This window comes from Youxingia wuxianensis (assembly GCF_014385085.1).
Lineage (GTDB): Bacteria > Bacillota > Clostridia > Oscillospirales > Ruminococcaceae > Youxingia > Youxingia wuxianensis.
This window is the reverse complement of record NZ_JACRTD010000001.1, coordinates 47,328-70,678: the sequence shown is the minus strand read 5'-3', so window position 1 is coordinate 70,678 and position 23,351 is coordinate 47,328. Positions and strand designations below refer to the sequence as shown.

Sequence of the window (23,351 nt, the reverse complement as noted above, 5' to 3'; positions counted from 1 at the left end):
GCCTCTTCTTTTATTCTGGTTTTTTGGGTTTTATGAACATCTTGTACCCGGGCTGGCCCTTCTTTTTGCCAAAGAAAGTATTCACCGCGCCATTCTCCCGGTTCCAAATACCGTATATCAGGCCCGCGGCGATAATGACACAAGCTAAAACCCGGAAGCCGACATTGTTCTTTTCTTCTTTTGCCCGCGCCTCCACCATAGCTTTGGCATATCCGGCGGCGTCTTCTGTGGTCATACGCACTTCTTCACTGACCCGCTCAATTTTTCCCTGGATACCTGGCTGGCTAAAATATTCGATCAACGCTTCTTCCGCGCTTCCAAACTGAGCGGCCAGCGGCGCTTCGGCCAGCATATCATATCCATCTCCGCCCTGAGCGATATAATCCGACATGGCAACCTGGTATTCCCTTTCCTCCTCCAACGGTTCCCCATTTACATAGGCCTCAATCACCCGATTATGCTTTCCGTTTTCATCCTCATAGGGTTCATACTGAACTACCATGCCGTCAAAATGCAGATAAGAACCTGCCCCATAGTTCCAGCCCTTGTTAAGAGCGGACACAATATCTTTTCCTTTGACACTTTTTACCACAATGGTATTTCCAAACGGGAGAGTATTTACAATATCCCATTGAGTTATCTCCCCTTCCGGAAGAGATGCCCGAATATCTCCACCGTTGACTAAGGAAATTTCTGCGCCGGCATAATTTTTATAGGCGGTAGACACGACCTTTGTAAGGTTTGTTTCCATACTGCGGACATTCGCACGTTCCCCGTCCAGCGGGAAGGGCGATTTGCCTACTACCTTATCCAGGGTAACAATTTGCTTTTCATTGATCTCTTCGATGGTTTTTTCAATTTGTGTGTCCGGCGCGTACTGGGAAAGTTCCGCCGCATCAAAGACCTGGGCGGAGATCGCATATGTATTTCCCTGTTTCTCTATACTCAGCATCCCGGCAGCTTTAAGATATTCTCCGGCGCTTACAATGACAGTATTATTTTCCGTAATATAATCGTTTTCAAATCTGGTATGGCTGTGCCCATCGATGATAGCGTCAATTCCATCTACCTCTTTGGCAAGGTCGATAGAGGTAAACCCGCTGCTTGCATTAGTGCCCAAATGGGTAAGGGCTAAAATAATGTCGCAGCCCTGCCCCCGCAGCTGTTCGACCATTTCTTCTGCAGTTTGGATAATGGAATTTTTGGTACCAAAGTCCAGCCCGCTGATCAACGAGGGATGGACAAGCACTGCGGTATCCGGGGTTGTGAGGCCAAAAATCCCCACTTTCACTCCTCCGATTTCTTTTACAACAGACGCCTGATATCGAAGGTTTCCATCCTTTGTAATATTAGCCGCCAGCAAAGGGGCCCCGCTTTCTATCCCCAAGGTTTCCAATCGATTTTCCCCATAGTTAAAATCGTGGTTTCCGATAGCTATTGCGTCATAGCCAATCGCTTTTAGGATTTGGGCGACGCTGGCCCCCTTCTCTAAGTTGGCAAACGGCTGGCCGTGAAATACATCCCCCGCATCCAATACCAGCTTTCCTGCCGCATCTTTGGCGTTTTCTTTGATAAAAGTAGCATAACGAGCATATCCCAGCTGAGTTAGCTGTCCCTGGTCATCCATCTGTTCGGTTATCCGGGAGTGGACGTCGTTTGTGAAAAATACTTTAATCGTAGTATCCTGCGCTGTTACCTGGATTCCCAATAAGGAAAGGGCAATCATCAACGCGCAGAACATGCTGAATATCTTTTTCATACTTCCTGTCTCCTTTTTATTTTCCGCTTTCCACCTCTTGTGCGGCAATTTTTTCCGCCAGTTCATTTAAATATGTCCAGCGTTCCAATTTCTCTTCCAGCTGCTGGGAAAGCTCTTTCTTTTTATCCAGCAGCTCCTGCAGTTTTTGATAGTCGCTTCCCTGTGCCTCTATCTCTTGATCCAACTGGCAAATTTTCTCTTCCATCGCCGCAATATCCTCATCGATGGTTTCAAATTCTCGTTCTTCCTTATAGCTAAACTTCAGTTTCCGCTGCCTGGGATACTGTTTTTCTTTTTCTTCTTTTGTGATCTTTTCTATTTTTTCCGCACCCTGTCTCTGGGACGAGCGATGAGAATAATCGGTATAGCCTCCTTCATACGGCTGGATTTTTCCATCCTGCTCAAAGGCGAATATCCGATGGGCTGTTTTATCCAAGAAATATCGGTCGTGGGAAACCGCAATGACTGCTCCCTGAAATTGTTCCAGGTAGTCCTCTAAAATCATCAGCGTCTCAATATCCAAATCATTTGTAGGCTCGTCCAGCAGCAGCACATTAGGCGCGTCCATCAACACTCGGCATAGATACAGCCGGCGTCTTTCCCCGCCGGACAGCCTTCCGATTGTATTCCACTGTAAATCTCCGGAAAACAGAAATTTCTCCAGCATCTGGGACGCGGTGAGCGTACCCTCAGGCGTTTCAATATTCTCCGCCACACCCCGGATGTATTCAATCACCCTCTGGGACGGGTCCATCTCCTCCCATTCCTGGGAGAAATAACCGATTTTCACCGTATCTCCGATAACGACTTTCCCATTGTCCGGTTCCAGTTGTCCGCACAGTACCTTAAGCAAAGTAGATTTTCCACATCCATTGGGTCCAATAATGCCTATCCGATCGTCCCGCAGCAAAATATAGCTAAAGTCTGAGAAAAGCGTTTTCTCCTTATAATTTTTGGATACCCCTTCAATTTCAATAATCTTTTTCCCCAGCCGGGACGCCATAGATCCTAACGTCAGCCGGGCGTTTTCCTGCGTACATTGCGCGTCCTTTAACTCGTCGATACGATCCAACCGATACTGGCTTTTGGTCCCTCGGGCACGGGCGCCTCGCTGCGCCCATTCCAACTCCCGGTGGAGCAAAGTTTTTAATTTTCGCTGAGTGGCGGCCTGCATTTTTTCTCTTTCGGATTTCAGTTCTAGAAATTTGGTATAGTTGCTTTGATAACTATACAGTTTTCCGTGGTCGATCTCCACAATCCGATTGGTCACACGATCAAGAAAATAGCGGTCATGGGTGACCATAACGATTGCGCCTGAATACCTGATCAAATAGTTTTCCAACCAGCAGATCATATCATTATCCAAATGATTGGTGGGTTCGTCTAAAATCAGTATTTCACACGGCGTCATCAAAGCGCTGGCAATGGCTACCCGCTTTTTTTGACCGCCGGATAACGTCGCCACATCCTCATCAAACCGGTTGATTCCCAGCTTGGTAAGGATTGTTTTGGCTTCATGCTCCTTCGCGTCGCTGGATACGCCGGCGCCCCGAAGCACTTGCTGCAAAACACAAGCCCCCGGAATAAATTCTGGATTTTGCGGCAGGTAACCGATCCGCACTCTGCCGCCTAAAGTCACCCTCCCGCTGTCCGGTGTTTCCATACCGGCCAAAATCTTAAGAAACGTGGTCTTTCCGGTCCCATTGATCCCGATAACTCCCACCTTTTCTCCTTCTTCCAAAAAAAAGGAACTGTCATCAAGAACAGGCTTTTCTGTAAAACTTTTATTGATGTTTTCCGCTGAAAGTAAAATCAAAATAAACCCTCATTTTTCTGTATTGCAATCACTGGTATTCATTTTAACAGAAATGGTCCCTTTGTACAAGTGAAAAAGAGACCGACAAAAAAGCCGTCTCTTTTTTCATCTCGGTTATGTATACAGCCAGTTGGCAAAAAGTAGGATACAGGGCATGGTTACCATAAGGAGCGCTGTGGAATGAACCACAGCCATAGAAGCCAGCTCCGGCTCTACATGATATTGTCTGGCCACTACAGGCCCAAAACATCCCACCGGACAGGCGGTTACAATAGCAAATACCATATTTTCTATGTATCCCAGCCTCAGCGGTAAAATACAGACCATAAACAGCACTGGCACAATCACCAGCCGGACAAGGGAAATGAACCATACTAGTTTATTTTTTATCACTTGTCTTGCATTGCAGCTACCCAACATAACACCGATAATCATCATCGACAGCGGCGTAGTACAGGCGCCTACCTGCTCGCACAAAGTCTGCACCGGCGCCGGCGGGCGAAGACCGGTGAGCACCATTATCAGCATAATTACCGCGGCTGCGTTAGCCGGGGAAATCAGCCCGCGAAGCTGAGGTTTTCCATTTGTTTGATACATGGTAACCCCATAGGTAAAATAAATCAGATTATATACCATCATGGAAAGCGCCACAAAAACAATTCCCTGGTCTCCCAAAATCCCCGCTACCAGCGGGATACCGATAAATCCGTTATTGGCGAATACGCCGGATATACGAAAAATAATTCCTTTTTCTCCCTTGATTTTCAGCCCTTTGGCGATGGAGGCCATCAGCAGCAGCGCCAGCACATAATAACCAATAAATACCACTGTCATTTTGACCAGTTCCATAGTCCTTACTCCATAGGTATCCACACATCCTGCAGCAATGAGAGTACAGGGCATAGTAACCTTTAGCAGAAGGCTGGACAAGGCTTCGTTAGCGTTTTCATCCACCATATGGAATTTATAAGCCAGCACTCCCAGCGCCAGCATTCCAAATAAAATGAAAATCTGATTGATAATGATCCCCAGCGTCATCCTTACCTTCTCCTTAAAAAAATTCTCCTTGGCCATTATATTCTTCTCTTGCTTTTATTACAAGAAGTTTTGCTATTTTTCTAAAGTCATATTCCCTCTTGCCCAGCGCATAAACTAAGATATCATAGAGAAGGTGTGAGTATCCGTGAAACTTTGTGAGAAACTTATCGTCCTTACCTCCCTGGCGCTGGCTGTATCCATCTACTCCCTGGCAATGCGGGTTTGTATTCCCACGGCAGACGCGGCTATGACCTATCCTGTGCAGGAAATAACCCTCCCCATTGCTATGTACCATCATATACTCAAAGAAGACGACCGCCTGAATAAGTATACTATCTCCCCGGAAGAATTTAAGGGGGATTTACAATATCTAAAAGAGCAAGGGTATCAATTCATCCTGATGCAGGATTTAATTGATTATGTTTATCAAGGCGTCGCCCTTCCTGAAAAACCGGTGATGATTACGTTTGACGACGGATATGAGAGTTTTTATGAATATGCCTATCCCATCCTTCAGGAGATGGACGCGAAAGCGGTATTTTCTATTGTGGGAAAATATGCCGATCTATACTCGCAGACGTCCGATCATCACGTCCGCTATTCCCACGCAACCTGGGAGCAGATGCAGGAAATGGTAATCAGCGGACGGGTAGAAATACAAAACCACAGCTATAATATGCATGTGAACGAAAACGGCCGGCACGGCGCGAAAAAAATTCCCGGTGAGGATAATGCACATTACCGCCAGGCATTAATCGATGATATCGGGGCCCTTCAGCAGGAAATTTTTGATAAACTTGGGTTCTATCCCACCGTCTTTACCTATCCTTTCGGCCAGATCAGTCCAGAGGCCCTCCCTGTTATTAAGGAACTTGGCTTTACAGGGGCACTCGTCTGTCGGGAGCGGCTCAATTATCTTACCGGTGACCCGGAGGAACTTTATCATCTGAACCGGTTTAACCGTCCTCACGGTGTTTCTTTGCAGTCCATTTTAAAAAAAGCCTATAAAGCTGATGAAAACAAAAAGGCGAAAAGCTGAAAATAGCTTTTCGCCTTTTCTGTATATGAAAAAGTTACTCGTAGCGCAGCGCTTCGATAGGGTCCAGTTTTGCCGCTTTGTTCGCGGGATAATACCCAAAGAATACTCCGATCGCCATGGAGAAGCTAACCGCTACCAATACAATGGTAATTGACGGCCACGACGCGAACCCAAGCAAGCTGGAGCCCAGCCGTCCCAAGGAAGTTCCCAATAGGATACCAATTAATCCGCCGATAAGACAGATAATCACAGATTCCACAATAAACTGTATCCGGATCGCACTATTTTTAGCCCCCAGGGCCTTTCGAGTACCGATTTCACGAGTACGTTCCGTTACTGATACCAGCATAATATTCATAACACCGATACCGCCTACCAGCAGAGAAATTCCAGCAATAATCCCAATGGCAATGCTCATGGTTCCCATAACCGAGTTCATCTGTCCGATCATGCTGTCCATATTGTCTGCCCGGATCTGCACATAGTTATTGGAACGGTAGAAATGCCTATTAAAATAGTCCTCCGTCTGTTTGGCAAAGGCTTCCATATCGGTAACCTGGCTGCTCGCCTTAATCTGAGCGGCATAATATCCAGTAGTATCACTCTGAGCAATCTGTTGGGCCACTGTCTGAGGGATAAATACCGACGTACTTGTATCTCCCGTCATGGTAGCCATCATACCAGTAACCTCATAATGATACACTCCTACCACAAGAAAGGTATAAGTTCCTTGGTTGAGCCGCATCTTGACTTCTTTTCCCAAGGCCTCCTGCATCGTGATGCCAGGAAAAAGCTTTTCTACAAAGCGGTCAGAAATAACCGTTACATATTTAGATCCGCTGACCTCCCGCTGATTAAGGAAGTGCCCCGCTAGAATATCCACATTTTGAATATCTATCGCGCCGGCGTTCGTGCCTATCACATAGCCATTGGCTTCATTTCTTCCGTTCATCGCTTGGCCGTTGCCCAGGTTCGTTGTGACTGCATAAGCGTGAATTTTATCCCCGAAGGCTTCTGTATACAGCTCCATCATCTCATCGGTAATCATATCGCTGTCTTCCCAGGCGCGGGTATAGTTGGTATTTCCATGTTCGTCCGGCTTATCGGAAATCATAATCTGGATGCTGTTGGCGCCCATATCATTCAGAACCGAGGTTACCGAGTTTGTCATCGCATCGCCCACTGTTACAATCGTAATTACTGAGCTGATACCGATGATAATCCCCAGCATAGTGAGCAGCGCCCGCATTTTATTCGCTTTTAAGCCCATAATTGCAAGGGAGATATTTTCCTTTAAATACATACCTCTGCCCCCGCTCTATTTCCTATAATTTCACCATCGCTTAAGGTGATAATACGCTCTGTTTCCTGGGCCAGTTCTGGGTTATGGGTAATAAGCACAATGGTTTTTCCCTGATCCCGGTGAAGAGTATGGAAAAGATCCATTACCAGACGCCCAGTGGCGGTATCCAATGCCCCGGTAGGTTCATCCGCCAGAATAATCGATGGATCGTTGGCCATTGCCCGGGCAATGGCAACCCTTTGTTTCTGGCCGCCGGAAAGTTCATTTGGCATATGATCCATACGATCATCCATTTCCACCATAGCAAGAAGCTGTTTGGCCCGACGGGTCCTTTCTCCCATAGGCACGCCTGCATAAAGCATAGGCAGTTCTACATTGCGCAGAGCGGAGGTCCGCGGGATCAGGTTAAAGGTTTGAAATACGAATCCAATTTTGGAATTGCGGATTTCAGAAAGCTCGTCGTCGGCGATAGTCGCAATATCTACTCCATCCAGCACATAGGACCCTTCGCTGGGCCGATCAAGCACGCCGATAATATTCATCAACGTGGACTTTCCTGAACCGGAAGCCCCTACTACAGAAACAAATTCGCCTTCCCGCACCTGTATGTCAAGCCCTTTTAAAATCGTCAGCTCATTCGGCTGACCAATATAAAACTTTTTAACGATATCGTGCATATCGATAATTAATTTATCACTCATACCGTTACTCCACCGCCGCTTCCGATGTTATAGGGGAATTGGCCAAAATAATCTCGCTTCCTGGAATGACAGTAGAAGTGTCGGTAATTACTAAATCTCCGTCCTTAATCTGATCAGAAGAAATCTCCGAATAAAAGTCGCTTTCCATTCCTACAGTAACCGGCACTGCCACAGCGATATATTTTCCTTCTTCCGCAGGCTGAGCTATGTAAATGGAATTGGTCCCGTCCGGATTGGTAACAACCGCGTCATACGGCACTCCGTATACGTTGTCCTTTTGCTGAACAATAATTGTCATACGGGTGTGCATTCCCACTTTTAAACCGGAGTTGGGCGAAGTGATTTTTATCTGCGTATCAAATTCCACTCCCGCATCGGTTTTCGTATTTCCTTGCGCATCCTTTACCGCTACTGGGGAAATCATGCTCACTTCCCCATCAAAGACCTCTTCCCCTGTACCGTCGGTTTTAATGGTAGCAGGCATTCCCTGCTGCACGCTGGCTACGTCATATTCCTTGATGGTAGTTTTAATAATCAAGTCGTCTGTATTTTCTACCACAAACAAAAGTCCGCTTCCCGGCATTCCCTGCTTGGCGTATACCGCGGTTACCGTTCCGGAGATAGGGGATTTAATCGTGGCGTCCTCCAGCCTTTTTTCCATCAGCTGCAAATCCAACTGCTCTGCCGTTAAGTCCGCCCGAATTTTGTTGGCGGTAACATTGTCTTTTGCTTCTTCCAGCGCTTCCTGCACGCTTCTTTGTGCAGCGTCCCGCTGAGCTAACGCGTTTTCATAATCAATGCGGGCGTTACGATATGTTTTCTTTATCCCAGAAACTTCTCCGCCGTATTCGGTGTCCGCATCCATCCATTCTTTATAAGCAGCTTGATATTCCTCTTCCGCTTTTTCATATTTTTCTGCAATTTCGCCGGTTGCCGGTTCTCCTGCTTTCTTCCATTCCCGCTCCGCGTCTTTCATAGCGTCCCGGGCCCGATCCAGTTTGCGTTCTGCCTGCTGCATAATGCTGTCGGCATATTCCTGGTCGTCCTTGTTGTCATTGTAATCCCGCCGGGCATCATTTAGCTCCTGTTGGGCGCGGCGTAAGTTCGCTTCCGCGCTGAGAAGAGCGGAGTTGAGTTCATCCTCCAGATTTTGTTTCGCATTATTATATGCCTTCTCACTCATGGAGAGGGATAGCTGGGCGCTTTGCGCCGCCTGGTTTACGCTGGCCCTTGTCTTGGCCACTGTAAGCTCCAATTCCTGTGTATCCAGCTGAGCCAAAATATCCCCAGCCTCTACACGATCTCCCACCTCCACATTAATCTCTTTTACAAGTTCCGTGCTGGTGGAATACACATTCATGGATTCATCACTTTCAATGGTGCCGGTAAGGTTTACGGTATTAGCAAGAGTCATAGGCTCCAGCGTCATAGTTGGAACCCCGCCTACTCCTTTCCCGCCGGAGCGGATCATCATAAAAATTACCACCGCGGCGGCAGCGATAACTGTACAGGTGATAATCCGTTTTTTCGCCTTTTTACTTAATTTAGGCATTTTTACTTTTTCAGCAATCATACGTGTGGCTCCTTCGGTTTTTTCATTGAGCATTAAGAGTAACGTTTCATTATGAACTAGCAATTAACATTTGTTGTCCTTCGGATAAATTTGTGTTCAAAATATGAATTTGTTTCCTCCTACTGTATTATTGTATTATTCACTTAATACAATAATACATACCTCAATGCTTGTCAATAGAATTAGCAATAAATTTACAATCATGATACGATTTATTGATCCCATTATCTTCAAAAAAACAGAAATACACGGCGCAAAATTTTACGCCGTGTATTTCTTTGTATTTTTTCGATTTTAAGCTTTTTGGCTGCAGCCAAGAACTTGGACAATTTTATGCTTTACCAAGTCTTTTACCGCATCCCGGGCGGGGCTTAAGTACTGTCTAGGATCAAAGTGTCCTGGGTTTTCCACAATATGCTTGCGGATCGCCGCTGTCATAGCAAGACGTACATCGCTGTCGATATTAATCTTGCAAACAGCCATTCTGGCCGCCTGGCGAAGCATTTCCTCCGGAATACCAATTGCGTCCGGCATTTCCCCGCCGTATTTATTAATCATTTCCACATATTCCTGATTTACTGAGGAGGCGCCGTGCAGTACAATTGGGAAGCCCGGCAGACGCTGGCTAACCTCTTCCAGAATATCAAAACGGAGCTGGGGCTTCTGGCCCGGTTTGAATTTAAACGCGCCGTGGCTGGTGCCGATAGCGATCGCCAAAGAATCCACCCCGGTTTTTGTAACAAACTCTTCCACTTCAGAAGGCTTGGTGTAGGAGGCGTCCTCCGCCGAAACATTTACCGCATCCTCAATGCCTGCAAGCCGTCCCAGCTCGCCTTCTACCACTACCCCGTGGGCATGGGCATAGTCTACCACTTTTTTTGTCAAGGCAATATTGTCTTCAAAGCTGTGATGGGACCCATCGATCATAACAGAGCTGAAACCGCCGTCGATACAAGCTTTGCAGATATCAAAATCTGCGCCGTGATCCAAGTGCAGAGCGATGGGAATATCATTTTCCATTAAAGCCGCTTCCACCAGTTTTACCAGATAAGCGTGGCGGGCATATTTTCTCGCGCCTGCGGATACCTGCAAAATCACCGGAGCATGCTCTTCGCTGGCCGCCTCTGTAATCCCTTGGACAATCTCCATATTGTTTACATTAAAAGCGCCTATGGCATAGCCGCCTTCATACGCCTTTTTGAACATCTCAGTAGTTGTTACTAATGGCATAGTTGCATCTCCTTTTTATTTTTGTCATGCGTTCCGCCTCTATTATAGCAACATCCGCCAAATCATTCAACCATTTTTGATATATTATCACAAATTTAAGCCTGCGGATTTACAATAGAACCTCCAAACAAAGTCAACCCAGTTTCATTGTCTACAATAGCGGTAAAGAACGGACGGTCCACAGTCATAATAATCTGTTGCGTCGGCACCGCCGCCTTCATAGCAATCCCAATTCCAGTGGCTCCGGCAGCTTCTGTCCCTTCTTCATCCACCTTCAGCACAGTCTTATGGGTCACTTTATTAACATACAGGTTCTTTTCTCCATTTATTCCGCTTAAATCCGCACTTTTATCAAACAAATCGGTGATACCCAGCGCCTGCATCGCCTCAATCATATCGGCAGAATAATCAATATCCATCTTAGGCAGGCTTAACACCACCTCGCTGAAGGTCATCTTCCCTAACAGCGATGTAATCTGCTCGTTGGTGATTCCTTTCGCGAACTGGGCAAAGTCCCCTTTGGGCAGCAGAACCAGCATAGATGTTTTTCCATCCTTATAGGGAAGCAATATTCCTTGCAGCTGATCATTTTCCACATAGCGGTACTGAGCGCTTTTTACCATCATAGGAACTTGGATTGTTCCTGAGGCAGCGGCAAAGTCTTTCTCTTTTGTCAGGCTGGCGTCAAAGGCGTCCTCCCATACTCCTTTGAAATAGATGGTGTTGATCAAGTACATGACAGTGCTTTTATTAACCGGCCCGTCAATAAGCTTTTCGATCATTCCGTTGGTGCTTTCTTTTACCCAGTTGTTGATTGTATCCGCGGCCGCCGGATCATCAAAATCCAAGGCCGCCTCTTTTGCTCCGTAATACTGGCTCAGCGCATCTATAAAGGATTGCTGAACGGTTTTGGCTTCCTGAGTACGAATCCATAAAGAATTTCCGACAGACAGTTCCGTAGAATCCCGGTTATTGATTAAATACAGCTGTAAATCCCGGCAAAAAGCATTCAGATCCTCCAGCTTGTTGCCCCCTAAAATGGCGCCCAGTTGTTCTTCCGTTTCTCCTCGGGCCCCATTTTGAAGCATTCCAAAGGCAAGATACATGCTTACCGGAGAAACAAAAACATTTTCATCCTCTTTAAACAGCTTGTTATACAGCCCATAGCCAAACTTATTGACGCTGTTTACGCCCGTGGCACTCAAATTCTCAACTACTTCATTGTCTGTCAAATAACCTGTGGTATCCGACAGCACTGCCGTTGTTGCCGGTTCCGGCTGGGAAGAAAGGGAGCTGTTCTCTTGAGAGGAGGCATCCGGTTTTACAGGCGCCGCTTCGGGAGAGGCGCAGGACCCCATTACAAGCGAAACGCAAAGTATGCCTAATATCAGTTTCCTATATTTCATCAGAATTCTCCTTTTCCCATACTTAGTTCCATTCGCTTAAAAGGTGTTTTTTATTAAAAAAACTACTGCGCTCTTTTCATTTTGCTATCAAATTGTAACTATTTTTGTTAATTCCCTTCCCGCCCGGTAAATAATTTAACAACCTCCATAATTATAAACGGGGCCAAACTTAGCCCAAGGATGATCAGCCACTGTCCCATGCTCATGGCGATAACTTCGAATATTCCCTGCATAAACGGTACCAGCAGTACAATCAGCATTAAAGCCAAAGAGGCAAAAAAGGCTCCTACCATATATTTGTTGGTTAAAAATCCTGCCTTGAACATGGAAAATTTAGAGCGGATATTAAAGGCATGTACCAGCTGGGAAATCGCCAGGGTAGCAAATGCCATGCTCTCCCCTAAGGGGATATTCACCGTTCCGCCTTCCATGGGGAACAGACGGGAGCCAATAAAGTATGCTCCCAATGTCAAAAATCCGATCATCAGGCCCTGCAATATCGCCATAAGTCCCACTCCATGCGCAAAGATGCTTTCATCCTTACGGCGGGGAACGCGTTTCATCACATCTTTTTCCACCGGCTCCATCCCCAACGCTAAGGCAGGCAGACTGTCAGTAACCAGGTTCACCCACAACAGCTGGATAGGCATCAAAGGAGATTCCTTCCACAAAAGCATCGATAAAAACACGGTGACAATCTCTCCCAGGTTACAGGACAGTAAAAATTGCACCGCCTTGCGGATATTGTCATAAATCCCCCGCCCTTCCTTTACAGCAGTGACGATCGTTGCAAAATTGTCGTCTGTCAGGGTCATATCCGCCGCGCCTTTGGCCACATCGGTACCGGTAATCCCCATAGCGCAGCCGATATCCGCGGCTTTTAGCGCAGGAGCGTCATTTACCCCGTCTCCCGTCATCGAAACAATCTCGCCCGCTTTCTGCCAGGCCTTGACAATCCGAATTTTATCCGTAGGAGTCACACGGGCGTACACGCAATAATGGCGGATGTTCTCAAACAGCTCCTCATCGCTCATCGCCGCCAGCTGAGCGCCGGTAAGCGCCTGGCTGTCATCCTCCATAATGCCAAGCTGCTTTGCAATCGCAGAGGCGGTGGCCACATGGTCACCAGTAATCATTACGGTACGGATTCCCGCCTGTTTACATTCTGCAATGGAATCAATTACCTCCGGACGAGGCGGATCGATCATTCCTACCAAACCTCCAAAAATCAGGTCGTTTTCCATCTCTTGGGAGGTAGGCTCGGCAGGAACCTCTTTGATTTCCTTATAGGCGATAGCTAACACACGCAAAGCCTCTCGCCCCATCTGTTCATTTACCGCCGCCGCATTGGCGAGATCGCCTTTGACACAGCGGTCCATGACGATATCAGGGGCGCCTTTGACAATAACAATATTTTTTCCGCCAATCCGGTTAATGGTGGTCATCATTTTTCGATCGCTGTCAAAAGGAATATCCGCCAGACGAGGATACTCTTTTGCAAGCTCTTCCTTGGCCATGCCATTTTTCAGCGCCGCCGCGATAATAGAGGTTTCCGTCGGGTCTCCGATGTGTTTTTCCCTACCGTCTGTCACTGTTACCGATCCGTCGGTACAAAGGGTCCCCATTTTAATCAGATCTAAAATCTTTTCCGGAATTTCTCCATCCAAATCTACCATGTCCCCTCCGGCGTACGCTTTGACCAGCGTCATCCGGTTCTGGGTAAGGGTCCCGGTTTTATCGGAACAGATTACCGACGCGCTGCCTAGAGTCTCTACTGCAGGCAGGCGGCGGATCACTGCGTTTTTAGCTACCATTCGCTGTACGCCAATCGCCAAGACAATCGTCACGATAGCGGGCAGGCCTTCCGGTATTGCTGCGACCGCCAGGGATACGGCAGTCATAAACATATCCATAATAGGCAGTTTATCTATCAATCCGATAGCAAAAATAACCACACAGATTCCTAGCGCCAAAAAGCCAAGATATTTTCCCAGCTGAGCAAGTTTCTGCTGCAAAGGGGTATCTCCCTGTTCTTCCCCTTCCAGCATAGCGGCGATATTCCCCATCTCTGTTCCCATGCCGGTACTTACTACTACTGCCCGTGCCCGGCCGTAAGAAACAGCGCATCCGGAGTATACCATGTTAATCCGATCGCCCAGGGGAGCATCCTGCCGAATTTCGGCCGCCGGCTGCTTATCCACTGGAACAGATTCCCCGGTTAAGGCCGATTCGTCGCATTTTAAACTGGAGCTGGAGATCACACGGCAGTCCGCCGGGACCAAATCTCCCGCCTCTATTTCCACAATATCCCCTGTTACCAATTCTGCGGATGGAACCGAAGCTACCGAACCGTCGCGCACCGCCTTGGCAAAGGGGGCGGACATATTTTTTAACGCTTCCAGCGCCGCTTCCGCCTTGCTCTCCTGAACAACTCCTAAAATACCGTTGATCAGTACGATCAGGACAATCACAATGGGTTCGATCCAGTCCGCTTCCTGACCGATGGACATATTATAAAAACTTAATGCTAAAGAGATCCCCGCCGCTACAAGCAGGATAATAACCATAACATCCTTCATCTGGGCCAAAAAGCGTTGCAAAAATGTCTTCGGGGGTTTTTCATTTAATTTGTTCAAACCATCTCTTTCCAGACGCTCCCGCGCCTGCTGAGAAGTAAGGCCTGTGTCAAAATTAGTATTTAATTCTTTTTCCACTTGAGTAAGCTGTTTGCTGTACCAGTCCAAAAAAACGTCTCCTCCTTAAAAGGCTTTTCTTACTACTTATAATTATGTCACCAAAAAATCCCAAAATACCATTTGGATTTTTCAATATACAAATTATACCATAGGCCCCGAAAGCCATTTATTAATAGGACGTAAACAATTTAAGACCATAAAAAAGTTTTTTGACATAAAAATAAGGACGGATGACACATCCGTCCTTATTTTATAGATTATTGTTATTTAAAGATAGCAAGAAGAAGTTTTTTCTTTCACATGTTCTAATGCGACGTCTTTCTTCTCACGGGATTTTTCCTTCTTCTCTTCCTCTTCTATACTGCGGCAGTATCCATATTCCTCCGCATAGCGGATAGTAAAGAAAATAGAAAACGCTAAAGTTGCTACTTCCGCAAACGGAATAGAAATCCATACGCCGTCTACGCCCATAAACAGAGGCAGAACCAGAATGCCAAGGATTAAAAATCCAAAAGTACGCAGGAAGGAAATCAGCGCAGATACTCTTCCGTTAGAAAACGCGGTGAACATGCTGGATGCAAAAACGTTCACCCCTACAAACAGGAAGCTGATCGCGAACAGGTACATTCCCCGCAGCGCCAAAGTATAAACTTCCGTGCCCGGATCGGAGAATACCATAACCATTTCTTTGGCTCCTAAATAGGAGATTGCCAATACTACAACAGAAGAGATGATAATAAAGACATAACTTGCCCTTACAATCTTTCTAAGCTGCGGCCAGTCTTCGCTGCCATACTTGTAACTGATGATCGGCGCTATTCCGGAAGAATAGCCTGCATACACAGAAACCAACAGCCACTGAGCGTAAAGAACGATAGTAATCGCCGCTACACCGCTTTCTCCAACATATTTGAGCATTGCCAGATTAAACAGCAAGGTGGTAACGCCTTCCGACAGATTGACTACCATCTCGGAAGCGCCGTTTCCACAGCTCTCCAACAGGACACGCCAATTCCAACTTGGCTTTACAAAATAAAGCAGGGATTTTTTGTGGAAGAAATACGCTACCCCCGCAAACGCCGGGATTAAGCATCCCAGGCCAGTGGCCAGGGCCGCACCCGCGATTCCCATCTGCATAGGTTCAATAAAGACATATGCCAAAATCAGATGAGCCGCGCCGCCAAACATACTCAGAGCCAAACCAAGTTTTGGTTTGCCGGCGGTGACCATAAGGTATTCAAACATACTTTTTATGATAATGATTGGTGAAAATAGTAGTAAAACAAATGCATATTCATAGCAATAATCATAAAGAGATGGAGTTGCACCCAAGGCGGTCACGATTGGCTTTAAAAATACCAAACCAACCACCAACACTACAACGCCTATGAGAATCGCAAACAAAACGATCAAAGTAAAGTCTTGTTTCGCCTCATAATCATTGCCTTCCCCCATCTTACGGGCTATAATTGCACTTCCGCCCGTAGCGAACATAATTGCGACACTCCAGAAAACACTGTAGAGCGGCATAATGATATTTACTGCCGATAATGCGTCAGCACCGACGAAACGTGCTACGAATACACCATCTACAATACTGTATAGAGCAGAGATAAGCATCATAATGATGGTGGGTGTCGCGAACTTTAACAGTGTTCCGAAACTATAATTTTTGCCTAATGTGGTACTCATGATTAAAAACTGCCTTTCCTCCGGCGGCGTAAATTTGTATTAATAATTGTTTATCATAACCGCCGGTAAATGATAAACAAAACGACAGGGCCTAGTTGCCCGCGTCTCATTCCCCTTAAAAGTTCCATATTAGATCTTCTCTATTCTATTTTTTGAAGTTAACTACTCTCCTTACTTGATTTATTTCTGCTCTAGGTCTATTATAAAGTATATGGTAACCATACAGTCAAGGGGGTTTTTAGTAAAAATGAGTAAAAAATCAAAAAAAGTTTTTACGACCGGAGAATTTGCCAAGCTGTGCGGCGTCAAAAAACAGACCTTATTCCATTATGATGATATCGGCCTTCTCAGCCCGGACCTAAAAGAAGAGAATGGATACCGTTATTATACCTATCAGCAGATTGATATTTTTGGTATTATCAGCGCGTTAAAAGAGCTGGATATGTCCCTGATGGAAATCAAGGAGTATATGGACCACCGTTCCCCCCAGTCTCTCATCGATCTGTTCGAACGCAAAAGCATAGAGTTGGAAAAAGAAATTATTAAAATGTATAAAATCCGCTCCCTCATGCAAAACCGTATCGAGATTACAAAAAAAGCGGCGGATATCGATTGTGATCTGATTACTATACAGCATCTTCCCCGACAGAATATCGTATTAAGCACATCCTTACAGGATACTAAAGGGAAAAGTTATTTTGATATTATTTCCGAATATATCAGTCGGCAGGACCAGAGCGACGTATACAGCGACTTTTATTCCGGTGGTATGGCGGCTACCAAAGACGTAATCGCCGGCCAGGACGACCCCATCTCCTATTTTTTCGCCAACGCTGCGGATCAAAGCCCTTTTTATCCCGGCTTTTATAAACCGGAAGGCGATTATGCTGTCGCCTATCACAAAGGAAATTACGATACCATCCGTTCTTCCTACCGCAGGCTTCTGGCTTTTTTGAATAAGCATAAATTATCTATTGGCGATTATTTTTATGAAGAATACATCATTGACGAAGTAGCGGTGGCAAATGTAAACGACTACATTATCCAAATCGCAGTAGAAGTAAAACCGCAGCCTGGAGTATAGTGAAAAATATCCTTAAATGATTTTTTGGATAGCTATTAGGTCTAACGTTTAGCAAAACTACCTCCTCTGGAAACAGTCAATCATTAAGCAAAAAACCGGCGGGCTCAAAAATCCGCCGGTTTTCTTTTAACCTTTTATTCTAAATTCAGTTTTTTTGTTAGCAGATAGTTAATTACCAACACAAAAATGGCCACACACGCAATGTCTATTACAATCCCAAGGGGCATAATCCAATTTACAAGAAATTTCAGCGGGTCATATTCAAAGTTTTTTTGTACCCAAGGCATCATGAAAGCTAAAGACAACAAGCTTCCGATAAAATTCCCAGCCACATTGATACCAATATAAGCCCCAAACGAACCTAATATCCGATGGTTATTAAACTGCTGGCCGATGGACATCGCCATATAAATTGCTAAAATTGTGGAGAACATACTGAGCACTACCAACACAATCATTTCGGCGGTAAACGCCCCCAGCCTTGGCCCCATTTCCGCCATTAATTCTAAAATCTCATCCCAGACATATCTCAATCCATAGAAAAATTCTTTGTTGGCGAACCAGATCAAAAGGGAAAGCCCAGTAGTCAGACAGCTGGCTACAATCCACATAACTGAAGTGATTAATTTTGCTATTACATGCTCCATCGGCCGCACCGGCAGGGTGAACATCAAATATCCTTCGTCCCCTAGCAGGCTTTTATAAAACCGCTGAATCATAATCACCAGAGTAAAGATAAAAATAGCAAAGATCATCAAAACATAAGCGGTGATTGTTACATTGGCTGAAACACTAAGAAAGTTGGCGTTCTCTTCCAGATAAAAAGGAGTTTTCAGCATACTGAAAATTCGATTGATAATCGCCAGTAAAAAAACGATCCCATACAAAGGAATAAAAACTCTTGCCGTAGCCTTTATCTCATATTTTAAAAGTTTTCCTAACATCTGAACACCTCCCGGAAAAGCTCATCCACCGATTTCCCCTGTTCTTCCCGGATTTGATCCAATGTAGCGCTCATAGCGATATCCCCTTGATTGATGAATACCACATAATCCAATACCGGTTCGATATCGGCAATCAGATGAGTGGAGATAACCACCGTACTGTCCTCGCTGTAATTGCCGATAATCGTGCGAAGAATATAATCTCTGGCTGCCGGATCTACACCTCCGATTGGCTCATCTAAAAGATAAAGTTTTGCTTCCCGGCTCATTACCAAGATTAGCTGTACCTTTTCCTTGGTTCCCTTTGACATAGATTTTAACCGGTCGTTGGGATTGATATTCAGCCGGCTAAGCATATCATATGCTTTCTCTTTATTAAAATCCCCGTAAAAGTCACAGAAGAAATCAATGATATCCCGCACCTTCATCCAATCGTTTAAATAGGTGCGTTCCGGCAGATAGGATACCAACTTTTTAGTTTCGATGCCCGGCTGTTTTCCATCGATCAATATCTCCCCGCCGGTAGGGGTCAGCAGCCCGCTGGCCAATTTTATCAAAGTGGTTTTTCCGCTGCCGTTTGGCCCTAGCAGTCCCACGATTCTTCCCCTGCCAAGGCTTAAATCAATCGTTTTCAAGGCCTGTTTTCCGCCATAGAATTTGTTTAAGCCTTTACATTCTAATATAGGAGCCATCACTTCTCCTCCTCCATAAACTTATTAATCAGCTGGACCGTTTCGGTTTTTTTGAAACCAAGCTTTGTCATGCTCTGGATAAATTCAGAGATCTGCTCCTGCGCCAATTCCTGCCTTACCTTCTCTATCATCCCGTTATCCTCCGTTATATATCTGCCATTGGTGCGCTGTGTATGGACAAGCCCCTTGCGTTCTAACTCTGTCAAGGCCCGCTGCATTGTATTGGGGTTTACCGCGGCCTGCGATGCTAAATCCCGCACAGACGGCAGCTTTTCACCTATTGGATAATTTCCCGAAACAATACCTATCGCTATCTGTTCGACCAGTTGTGTGTAGATAGGACGGTCATTCTTTAGGTCCCATGCCATATCTTCGCCTCCTTTGTACTATTGTATTAATCAATTAATACAATAGTACAACTACAAATTTCAAATGTCAATACCCTATTTTTAAATTTTCTCAAATTAAAAAATGCCCTGTGCTTCGCAGCACAAGACATTTTTTCAGTTTCATTTGAGCATCAGTGCCTGAACAATCGCTTGTTTAGCCTGTTTTATCGTAGAGAAAGATTTTTCTTCATTTAAAATATAGCTTGCCGCCTCAGTATAGTCTTCAAGCGAATAACTGGTTTCATCCAAATTCATCAGCTCCTGTATCTCCCTGGAGCTCACATGAAGGCTAACAAGTTTCAGGTCTGATAAATACTGGCAGCCAAACAAGTCTGCCAGCCGATCCAGCAAATCCATCCTATCACGTCCTTTTCGACATAATTCATCACATTTCTACCCAATGTGTCAATTTTACCACAAGAATCAAAAATAATCAACAATTATAACTTTAATTTTAGTGGTAAGTATCTGTATATTTGAAGTTATTACTTATAAACTAAGAATAGGTGATAGTGATGAGTGTTGATTATCGCGCTATTGGAAAAAGAATTAAGCAAAGGCGCAAAGACCTGGAAAAAACACAGGATTATCTTGCGGAATCCTTATCGGTATCTGTAGGATATATCAGCCAGATAGAACGAGGAATTACCAAAGTCAGCCTGGACACCTTATCCGAAATCGCTACCCATCTCAACTGTGACATTTCCGAGCTTATTACAGGCGCCGTACCCTCTCATCAGGATTATCTCAACGAAGAATTTGCTCAGATATATGACCGTATGGATACCCATCAAAAGAATATTCTTCTCGAAATAGCCCATGTGATCCTACACTATTAATATTAAAACAGCGGGAGAATGTGACTCACCACATTCTCCCGCTGTTTTCTTTTTTGCTAAATTCCCTGTAGTTCTTCTATACTTTTTTCTACCGAAGGGGAAAGCTCTCTTTCCTCTTCTGATTTTTCTTTTTTATTCTTTTTTCTTTTTTCCTTCTTGGGCTTTTGCGCCTTTGGAAGGAAGATAAGATAAAATACTGGAATCAAAATCAGCGTAAGGAAAGTGGAACTGGTAAGACCGCCAATAACAACAACTGACATTGACTGCATCATTTCCACATCTCCGCCAATTCCCAAAGCCATCGGCAGCATAGACATAATAGTGGTTAAGGTAGTCATCAGAATAGGACGCAGACGGGTACGTCCGGAGGTGACCAATGCTTCTTCCGCAGACATGCCGCTTTCGCGAAGCTGATTGGCGTAATCGATCAGAACAATGGCGTTGTTAACCACAATACCTACCAGCATAATAAAACCAAGCAATGAGGTCATGCTGAAGGTATATCCTCCCAACAACAGCAGGACAAAAGCGCCGATACAGGAGAATGGAATGGAGATCATGACTACCAGAGAAAAACGCATGGATTCAAACTGGATCGCCATTACCATGAATACCAGCAGGATCGCCGTGCCCATAGCGCCGAAGAGATTCCTAAATTCTTCGTTCATCATTTCCGCGTCGCCGCCCATAGCTATGGAAACTCCCTCGGGCAATTCCATTTTATTGACCGCCAGACTAATATCTCTGGAAAGGGTTTTGGGAGCATTCGAAGACGTCTGACCGGAAATTTCTACAATATATTGACGGTCGCTGCGCTGTATCGCTTCCGGCGCATTGGAATATTGAAGCGTCGCCACATCCAAAAGCGGAACCTGTCGGCCGCTGGGAGTAGTAAGCATCAATCCCGAAAGATCTCTCACCTGGTCATAACTGCCCGACGGATATTCTACACGCACTTCATATTCACGGGAATCCTCTGTCAGAGTAGTAGCCTTCGTACCAGTAACCACGCTGTTTACATTGGCCACTACCTGTGCTGGAGTAAGCCCTACTGCAGAAGCTTTTATGGGGTCGACAATCAATTCCGCCTGCGGTGCGCCGTCCGAAAGATTAGAGGAAACGGAGACAATATGCGGATAATCCTGCATGATCGCTTTTACCTGTTCCCCGGCTTCTTTCAGTACGTCTATGTCCTGTCCTTGAATCTGTACTGAAACCTCGGAAGCGCCGCCCATAGACATCATAGAGCTTTGCGACACATCCACATAACAATTTTGCAGCCCTTGTGTCTGCTGGCGCAGAAGATCTACCAGCTGCGCCGTCTCCAACTCCCGGTCGTCTTTCAAATAAACAGAAATGGAGGCGTCCCCTCCTTCGGTAAGGGTCAGCAGGTAATCCTTAACATCCGGCTGCTGAGCCACCAGCTGTTCCACCTGAGAAGTAATCTCATTGGCTTTTTCCAAGGTAAGTCCCTTTTTCATCTGTACCGTTACGCTCAGGGAACCCTGATCCATGGAAGGAATTAATTCTGTTCCGATAAACGGAAGCATACCAACCGAGATCACTAGAAGCAATATAGCTATCAAAACTGTAAGTTTTTTATGGGCAAAGGTTTTTCTTACAAATTTACTATATGCCTGCTCTAATTTATTAACGCCTCTGGAAACCCGGGTGCCAATGCGTTCTTTTGGCTCCAGCTTCATAAACAACAGCGGTACCAAGGTCAGCGCGGAAATCAAAGACGCCAGCAAAGAGAATACAATGGTAAAGCCCACGTTACTGAACATCTGCCCGGAAAGGCCTTTTATCAAGCTGATGGGCAGGAATACCACCACAGTGGTCGCCGTGGAGGCGATAACCGCTCCGGTCACAACCCTGGCGCCTTCCAGCGCGGATTCTTTAAAAGAACGTACCTCATCCCGGTTTCTGAAACAGCTTTCCAGTACAACGATCGAGTTGTCCACCATCATACCCACGCCAATCACCAGGCCGCCTAAGGACATCACATTCAGCCCTATTCCAGCCATAGACATCAGCACCAACGCCGCAAACACTGACAGCGGCATGGATGTAGCTATGATCGCGGAGGCTTTGATATCCCCCAAGAAGAAAAACAATACAAATACAGAAATTACAATACCTAAAAGCAGCGAGCTTACTACGCTTCCAATCGCGGAGTTGATCATATCGCTGGAGTTATATACTACGCTTAGTTTTAAACTAGGATTCTCCTGATTGATCTTTTCCATCTGTTTTACGATGGCTTTGGTAACATCCATCGTATTCGAACTTTGCCGCTTTGTGATCGAGATACCTACGGCGTCGTTGCCGTTATAGCGGCTGATAGTATCTGTGGATTTTATGGATTTGCTTACGTTTGCCACATCCGAAAGATGGATAATATCACCGGTGCGCAGCGGAATAGGGATTGTTTTCAGCCGCTCTACACTGTCATAGGTAACCCCTCCCCGGAAAATCAGCGACTGGTCCCCCATTTGGATATCCCCTGCCGGAATAGAGAAATCCGCCGCTCCTACGATCGAATTGATCGTACTCATATTCAGCCCGTATTGCTGCATACGTTCCTCTATCAACTCTACGCTGATATAATCTTCCTGACCGCCGGAAACGGTGACTTCCGCCACCCCTAAAAGTTTTTCAAACTCAGGCACTACCTCATCTTCGATATAGGTAAGGATATTGGACGTCCCCAAGTTTTCCGCCGCGATCATAATCACCGGCATAGCATTCATGCTCAGTTCCATTATGGTAGGATTCATTGCGGTTTCCGGCAAATTATTGTAGGAACCGTTCAATTTTTCCTGCACATCCATATAGGTTTGATCCATGTTGGTGCCATACTCAAACTCCAACATAACAATAGAGTAATTTTCCTGAGAGATGGATGAAATATTTTTTAATCCACCCGCTGTGGAAACTGCGCCTTCAATCACTTTAGTGACATTGTCTTCCACTTCCTGCGGACCGGCACCCGGATAAACCGTACTGATAATGTACATGGGAAATTCCATATCCGGGGTCAGTTCTACCGGAGTGGAGATAATCGAAGACATTCCAAAGATAATTAACGCCAAAACGCAAGTCAGTACAGCAACCGGTCTTTTTATCGAAATCTTTGTTAAGTTCATA

The 23,351-nt window shown here is 45.6% G+C and carries 18 protein-coding genes; 3 read left to right on the top strand and 15 right to left on the bottom strand.

Going from position 1 to position 23,351, the window contains the following annotated elements; all coding sequences use genetic code 11:
- Nucleotides 1-10: 10 nt before the first annotated feature.
- From H8705_RS00355 to H8705_RS00345, 3 genes are all read right to left on the bottom strand, one after another.
- On the bottom strand, nt 11-1,759 hold the full coding sequence (locus H8705_RS00355; RefSeq protein WP_262393895.1) for a bifunctional metallophosphatase/5'-nucleotidase: 1,749 nt from the start codon (nt 1,757-1,759) through the stop codon (nt 11-13).
- A 16-nt stretch (nt 1,760-1,775) separates the two neighbouring features.
- Nucleotides 1,776-3,575 carry an ABC-F family ATP-binding cassette domain-containing protein gene (locus tag H8705_RS00350; protein ID WP_262393894.1) on the bottom strand — a complete coding sequence of 600 codons (1,800 nt, stop codon included), beginning with the start codon at nt 3,573-3,575 and terminating at the stop codon, nt 1,776-1,778.
- A gap of 114 nt (nt 3,576-3,689) precedes the next feature.
- On the bottom strand, nt 3,690-4,613 hold the full coding sequence (locus H8705_RS00345; protein ID WP_262393893.1) for an AEC family transporter: 924 nt from the start codon (nt 4,611-4,613) through the stop codon (nt 3,690-3,692).
- 145 nt (nt 4,614-4,758) lie between these two features.
- Between H8705_RS00345 and H8705_RS00340 the strand changes: the two genes are divergently transcribed.
- Nucleotides 4,759-5,652: a polysaccharide deacetylase family protein gene (locus H8705_RS00340; protein ID WP_262393892.1), complete on the top strand. Its 894-nt coding sequence runs from the start codon at nt 4,759-4,761 to the stop codon at nt 5,650-5,652.
- 34 nt (nt 5,653-5,686) lie between these two features.
- Here H8705_RS00340 and H8705_RS00335 read toward each other — a convergent pair whose 3' ends face one another.
- The 7 genes from H8705_RS00335 to H8705_RS00305 all read right to left on the bottom strand — a co-directional run bounded on the left by H8705_RS00335 (nt 5,687) and on the right by H8705_RS00305 (nt 16,253).
- Nucleotides 5,687-6,955, bottom strand: coding sequence for an ABC transporter permease (locus H8705_RS00335; RefSeq protein ID WP_262393891.1), 1,269 nt, complete (start codon nt 6,953-6,955; stop codon nt 5,687-5,689).
- The gene (locus tag H8705_RS00330) at nt 6,946-7,656 is read right to left on the bottom strand and encodes an ABC transporter ATP-binding protein (RefSeq protein ID WP_316248635.1); all 711 of its coding nucleotides are present in this window, start codon (nt 7,654-7,656) and stop codon (nt 6,946-6,948) included. The genes H8705_RS00335 and H8705_RS00330 overlap by 10 nt, the downstream gene beginning before the upstream one ends.
- A 4-nt stretch (nt 7,657-7,660) precedes the next feature.
- Nucleotides 7,661-9,229: an efflux RND transporter periplasmic adaptor subunit gene (locus tag H8705_RS00325; RefSeq protein WP_262393890.1), complete on the bottom strand. Its 1,569-nt coding sequence runs from the start codon at nt 9,227-9,229 to the stop codon at nt 7,661-7,663.
- 294 nt (nt 9,230-9,523) lie between these two features.
- Entirely contained in the window at nt 9,524-10,459 is a 936-nt protein-coding gene (fba, locus tag H8705_RS00320) for a class II fructose-1,6-bisphosphate aldolase (RefSeq protein ID WP_262393889.1), read from the bottom strand.
- A 95-nt stretch (nt 10,460-10,554) separates the two neighbouring features.
- A complete protein-coding gene (locus H8705_RS00315) occupies nt 10,555-11,865 on the bottom strand; it encodes a serpin family protein (protein WP_262393888.1) in 1,311 nt (436 codons plus the stop codon).
- Nucleotides 11,866-11,972: 107 nt separating this feature from the next.
- Entirely contained in the window at nt 11,973-14,609 is a 2,637-nt protein-coding gene (locus H8705_RS00310; protein WP_262393887.1) for a calcium-translocating P-type ATPase, PMCA-type, read from the bottom strand.
- A 219-nt stretch (nt 14,610-14,828) separates the two neighbouring features.
- The gene (locus H8705_RS00305; protein ID WP_262393886.1) at nt 14,829-16,253 is read right to left on the bottom strand and encodes an MATE family efflux transporter; all 1,425 of its coding nucleotides are present in this window, start codon (nt 16,251-16,253) and stop codon (nt 14,829-14,831) included.
- A 247-nt stretch (nt 16,254-16,500) separates the two neighbouring features.
- Here H8705_RS00305 and H8705_RS00300 point away from each other — a divergent pair, with 247 nt between their 5' ends.
- Entirely contained in the window at nt 16,501-17,337 is an 837-nt protein-coding gene (locus H8705_RS00300; protein ID WP_262393885.1) for a MerR family transcriptional regulator, read from the top strand.
- 134 nt (nt 17,338-17,471) lie between these two features.
- On the opposite strand, the gene H8705_RS00295 is transcribed toward H8705_RS00300, so the two are convergent.
- The 4 genes from H8705_RS00295 to H8705_RS00280 all read right to left on the bottom strand — a co-directional run bounded on the left by H8705_RS00295 (nt 17,472) and on the right by H8705_RS00280 (nt 19,719).
- Entirely contained in the window at nt 17,472-18,281 is an 810-nt protein-coding gene (locus H8705_RS00295) for a hypothetical protein (RefSeq protein WP_262393884.1), read from the bottom strand.
- Nucleotides 18,275-18,973, bottom strand: a complete 699-nt coding sequence (locus tag H8705_RS00290) for an ABC transporter ATP-binding protein (RefSeq protein WP_262393883.1) — start codon at nt 18,971-18,973, stop codon at nt 18,275-18,277. Before H8705_RS00290 ends, H8705_RS00295 begins: the two co-directional genes overlap by 7 nt.
- Nucleotides 18,973-19,341 (bottom strand): GntR family transcriptional regulator, encoded by a 369-nt coding sequence (locus H8705_RS00285; protein WP_262393882.1) that lies wholly within the window; start codon nt 19,339-19,341, stop codon nt 18,973-18,975. The genes H8705_RS00290 and H8705_RS00285 overlap by 1 nt, the downstream gene beginning before the upstream one ends.
- 141 nt (nt 19,342-19,482) lie before the next feature.
- The gene (locus H8705_RS00280; RefSeq protein ID WP_262393881.1) at nt 19,483-19,719 is read right to left on the bottom strand and encodes a hypothetical protein; all 237 of its coding nucleotides are present in this window, start codon (nt 19,717-19,719) and stop codon (nt 19,483-19,485) included.
- A 158-nt stretch (nt 19,720-19,877) separates the two neighbouring features.
- Here H8705_RS00280 and H8705_RS00275 point away from each other — a divergent pair, with 158 nt between their 5' ends.
- A complete protein-coding gene (locus H8705_RS00275) occupies nt 19,878-20,201 on the top strand; it encodes a helix-turn-helix domain-containing protein (protein WP_262393880.1) in 324 nt (107 codons plus the stop codon).
- A gap of 56 nt (nt 20,202-20,257) precedes the next feature.
- Here H8705_RS00275 and H8705_RS00270 read toward each other — a convergent pair whose 3' ends face one another.
- Entirely contained in the window at nt 20,258-23,350 is a 3,093-nt protein-coding gene (locus H8705_RS00270; protein WP_262393879.1) for an efflux RND transporter permease subunit, read from the bottom strand.
- Between the last annotated feature and the right edge of the window lies 1 nt (nt 23,351).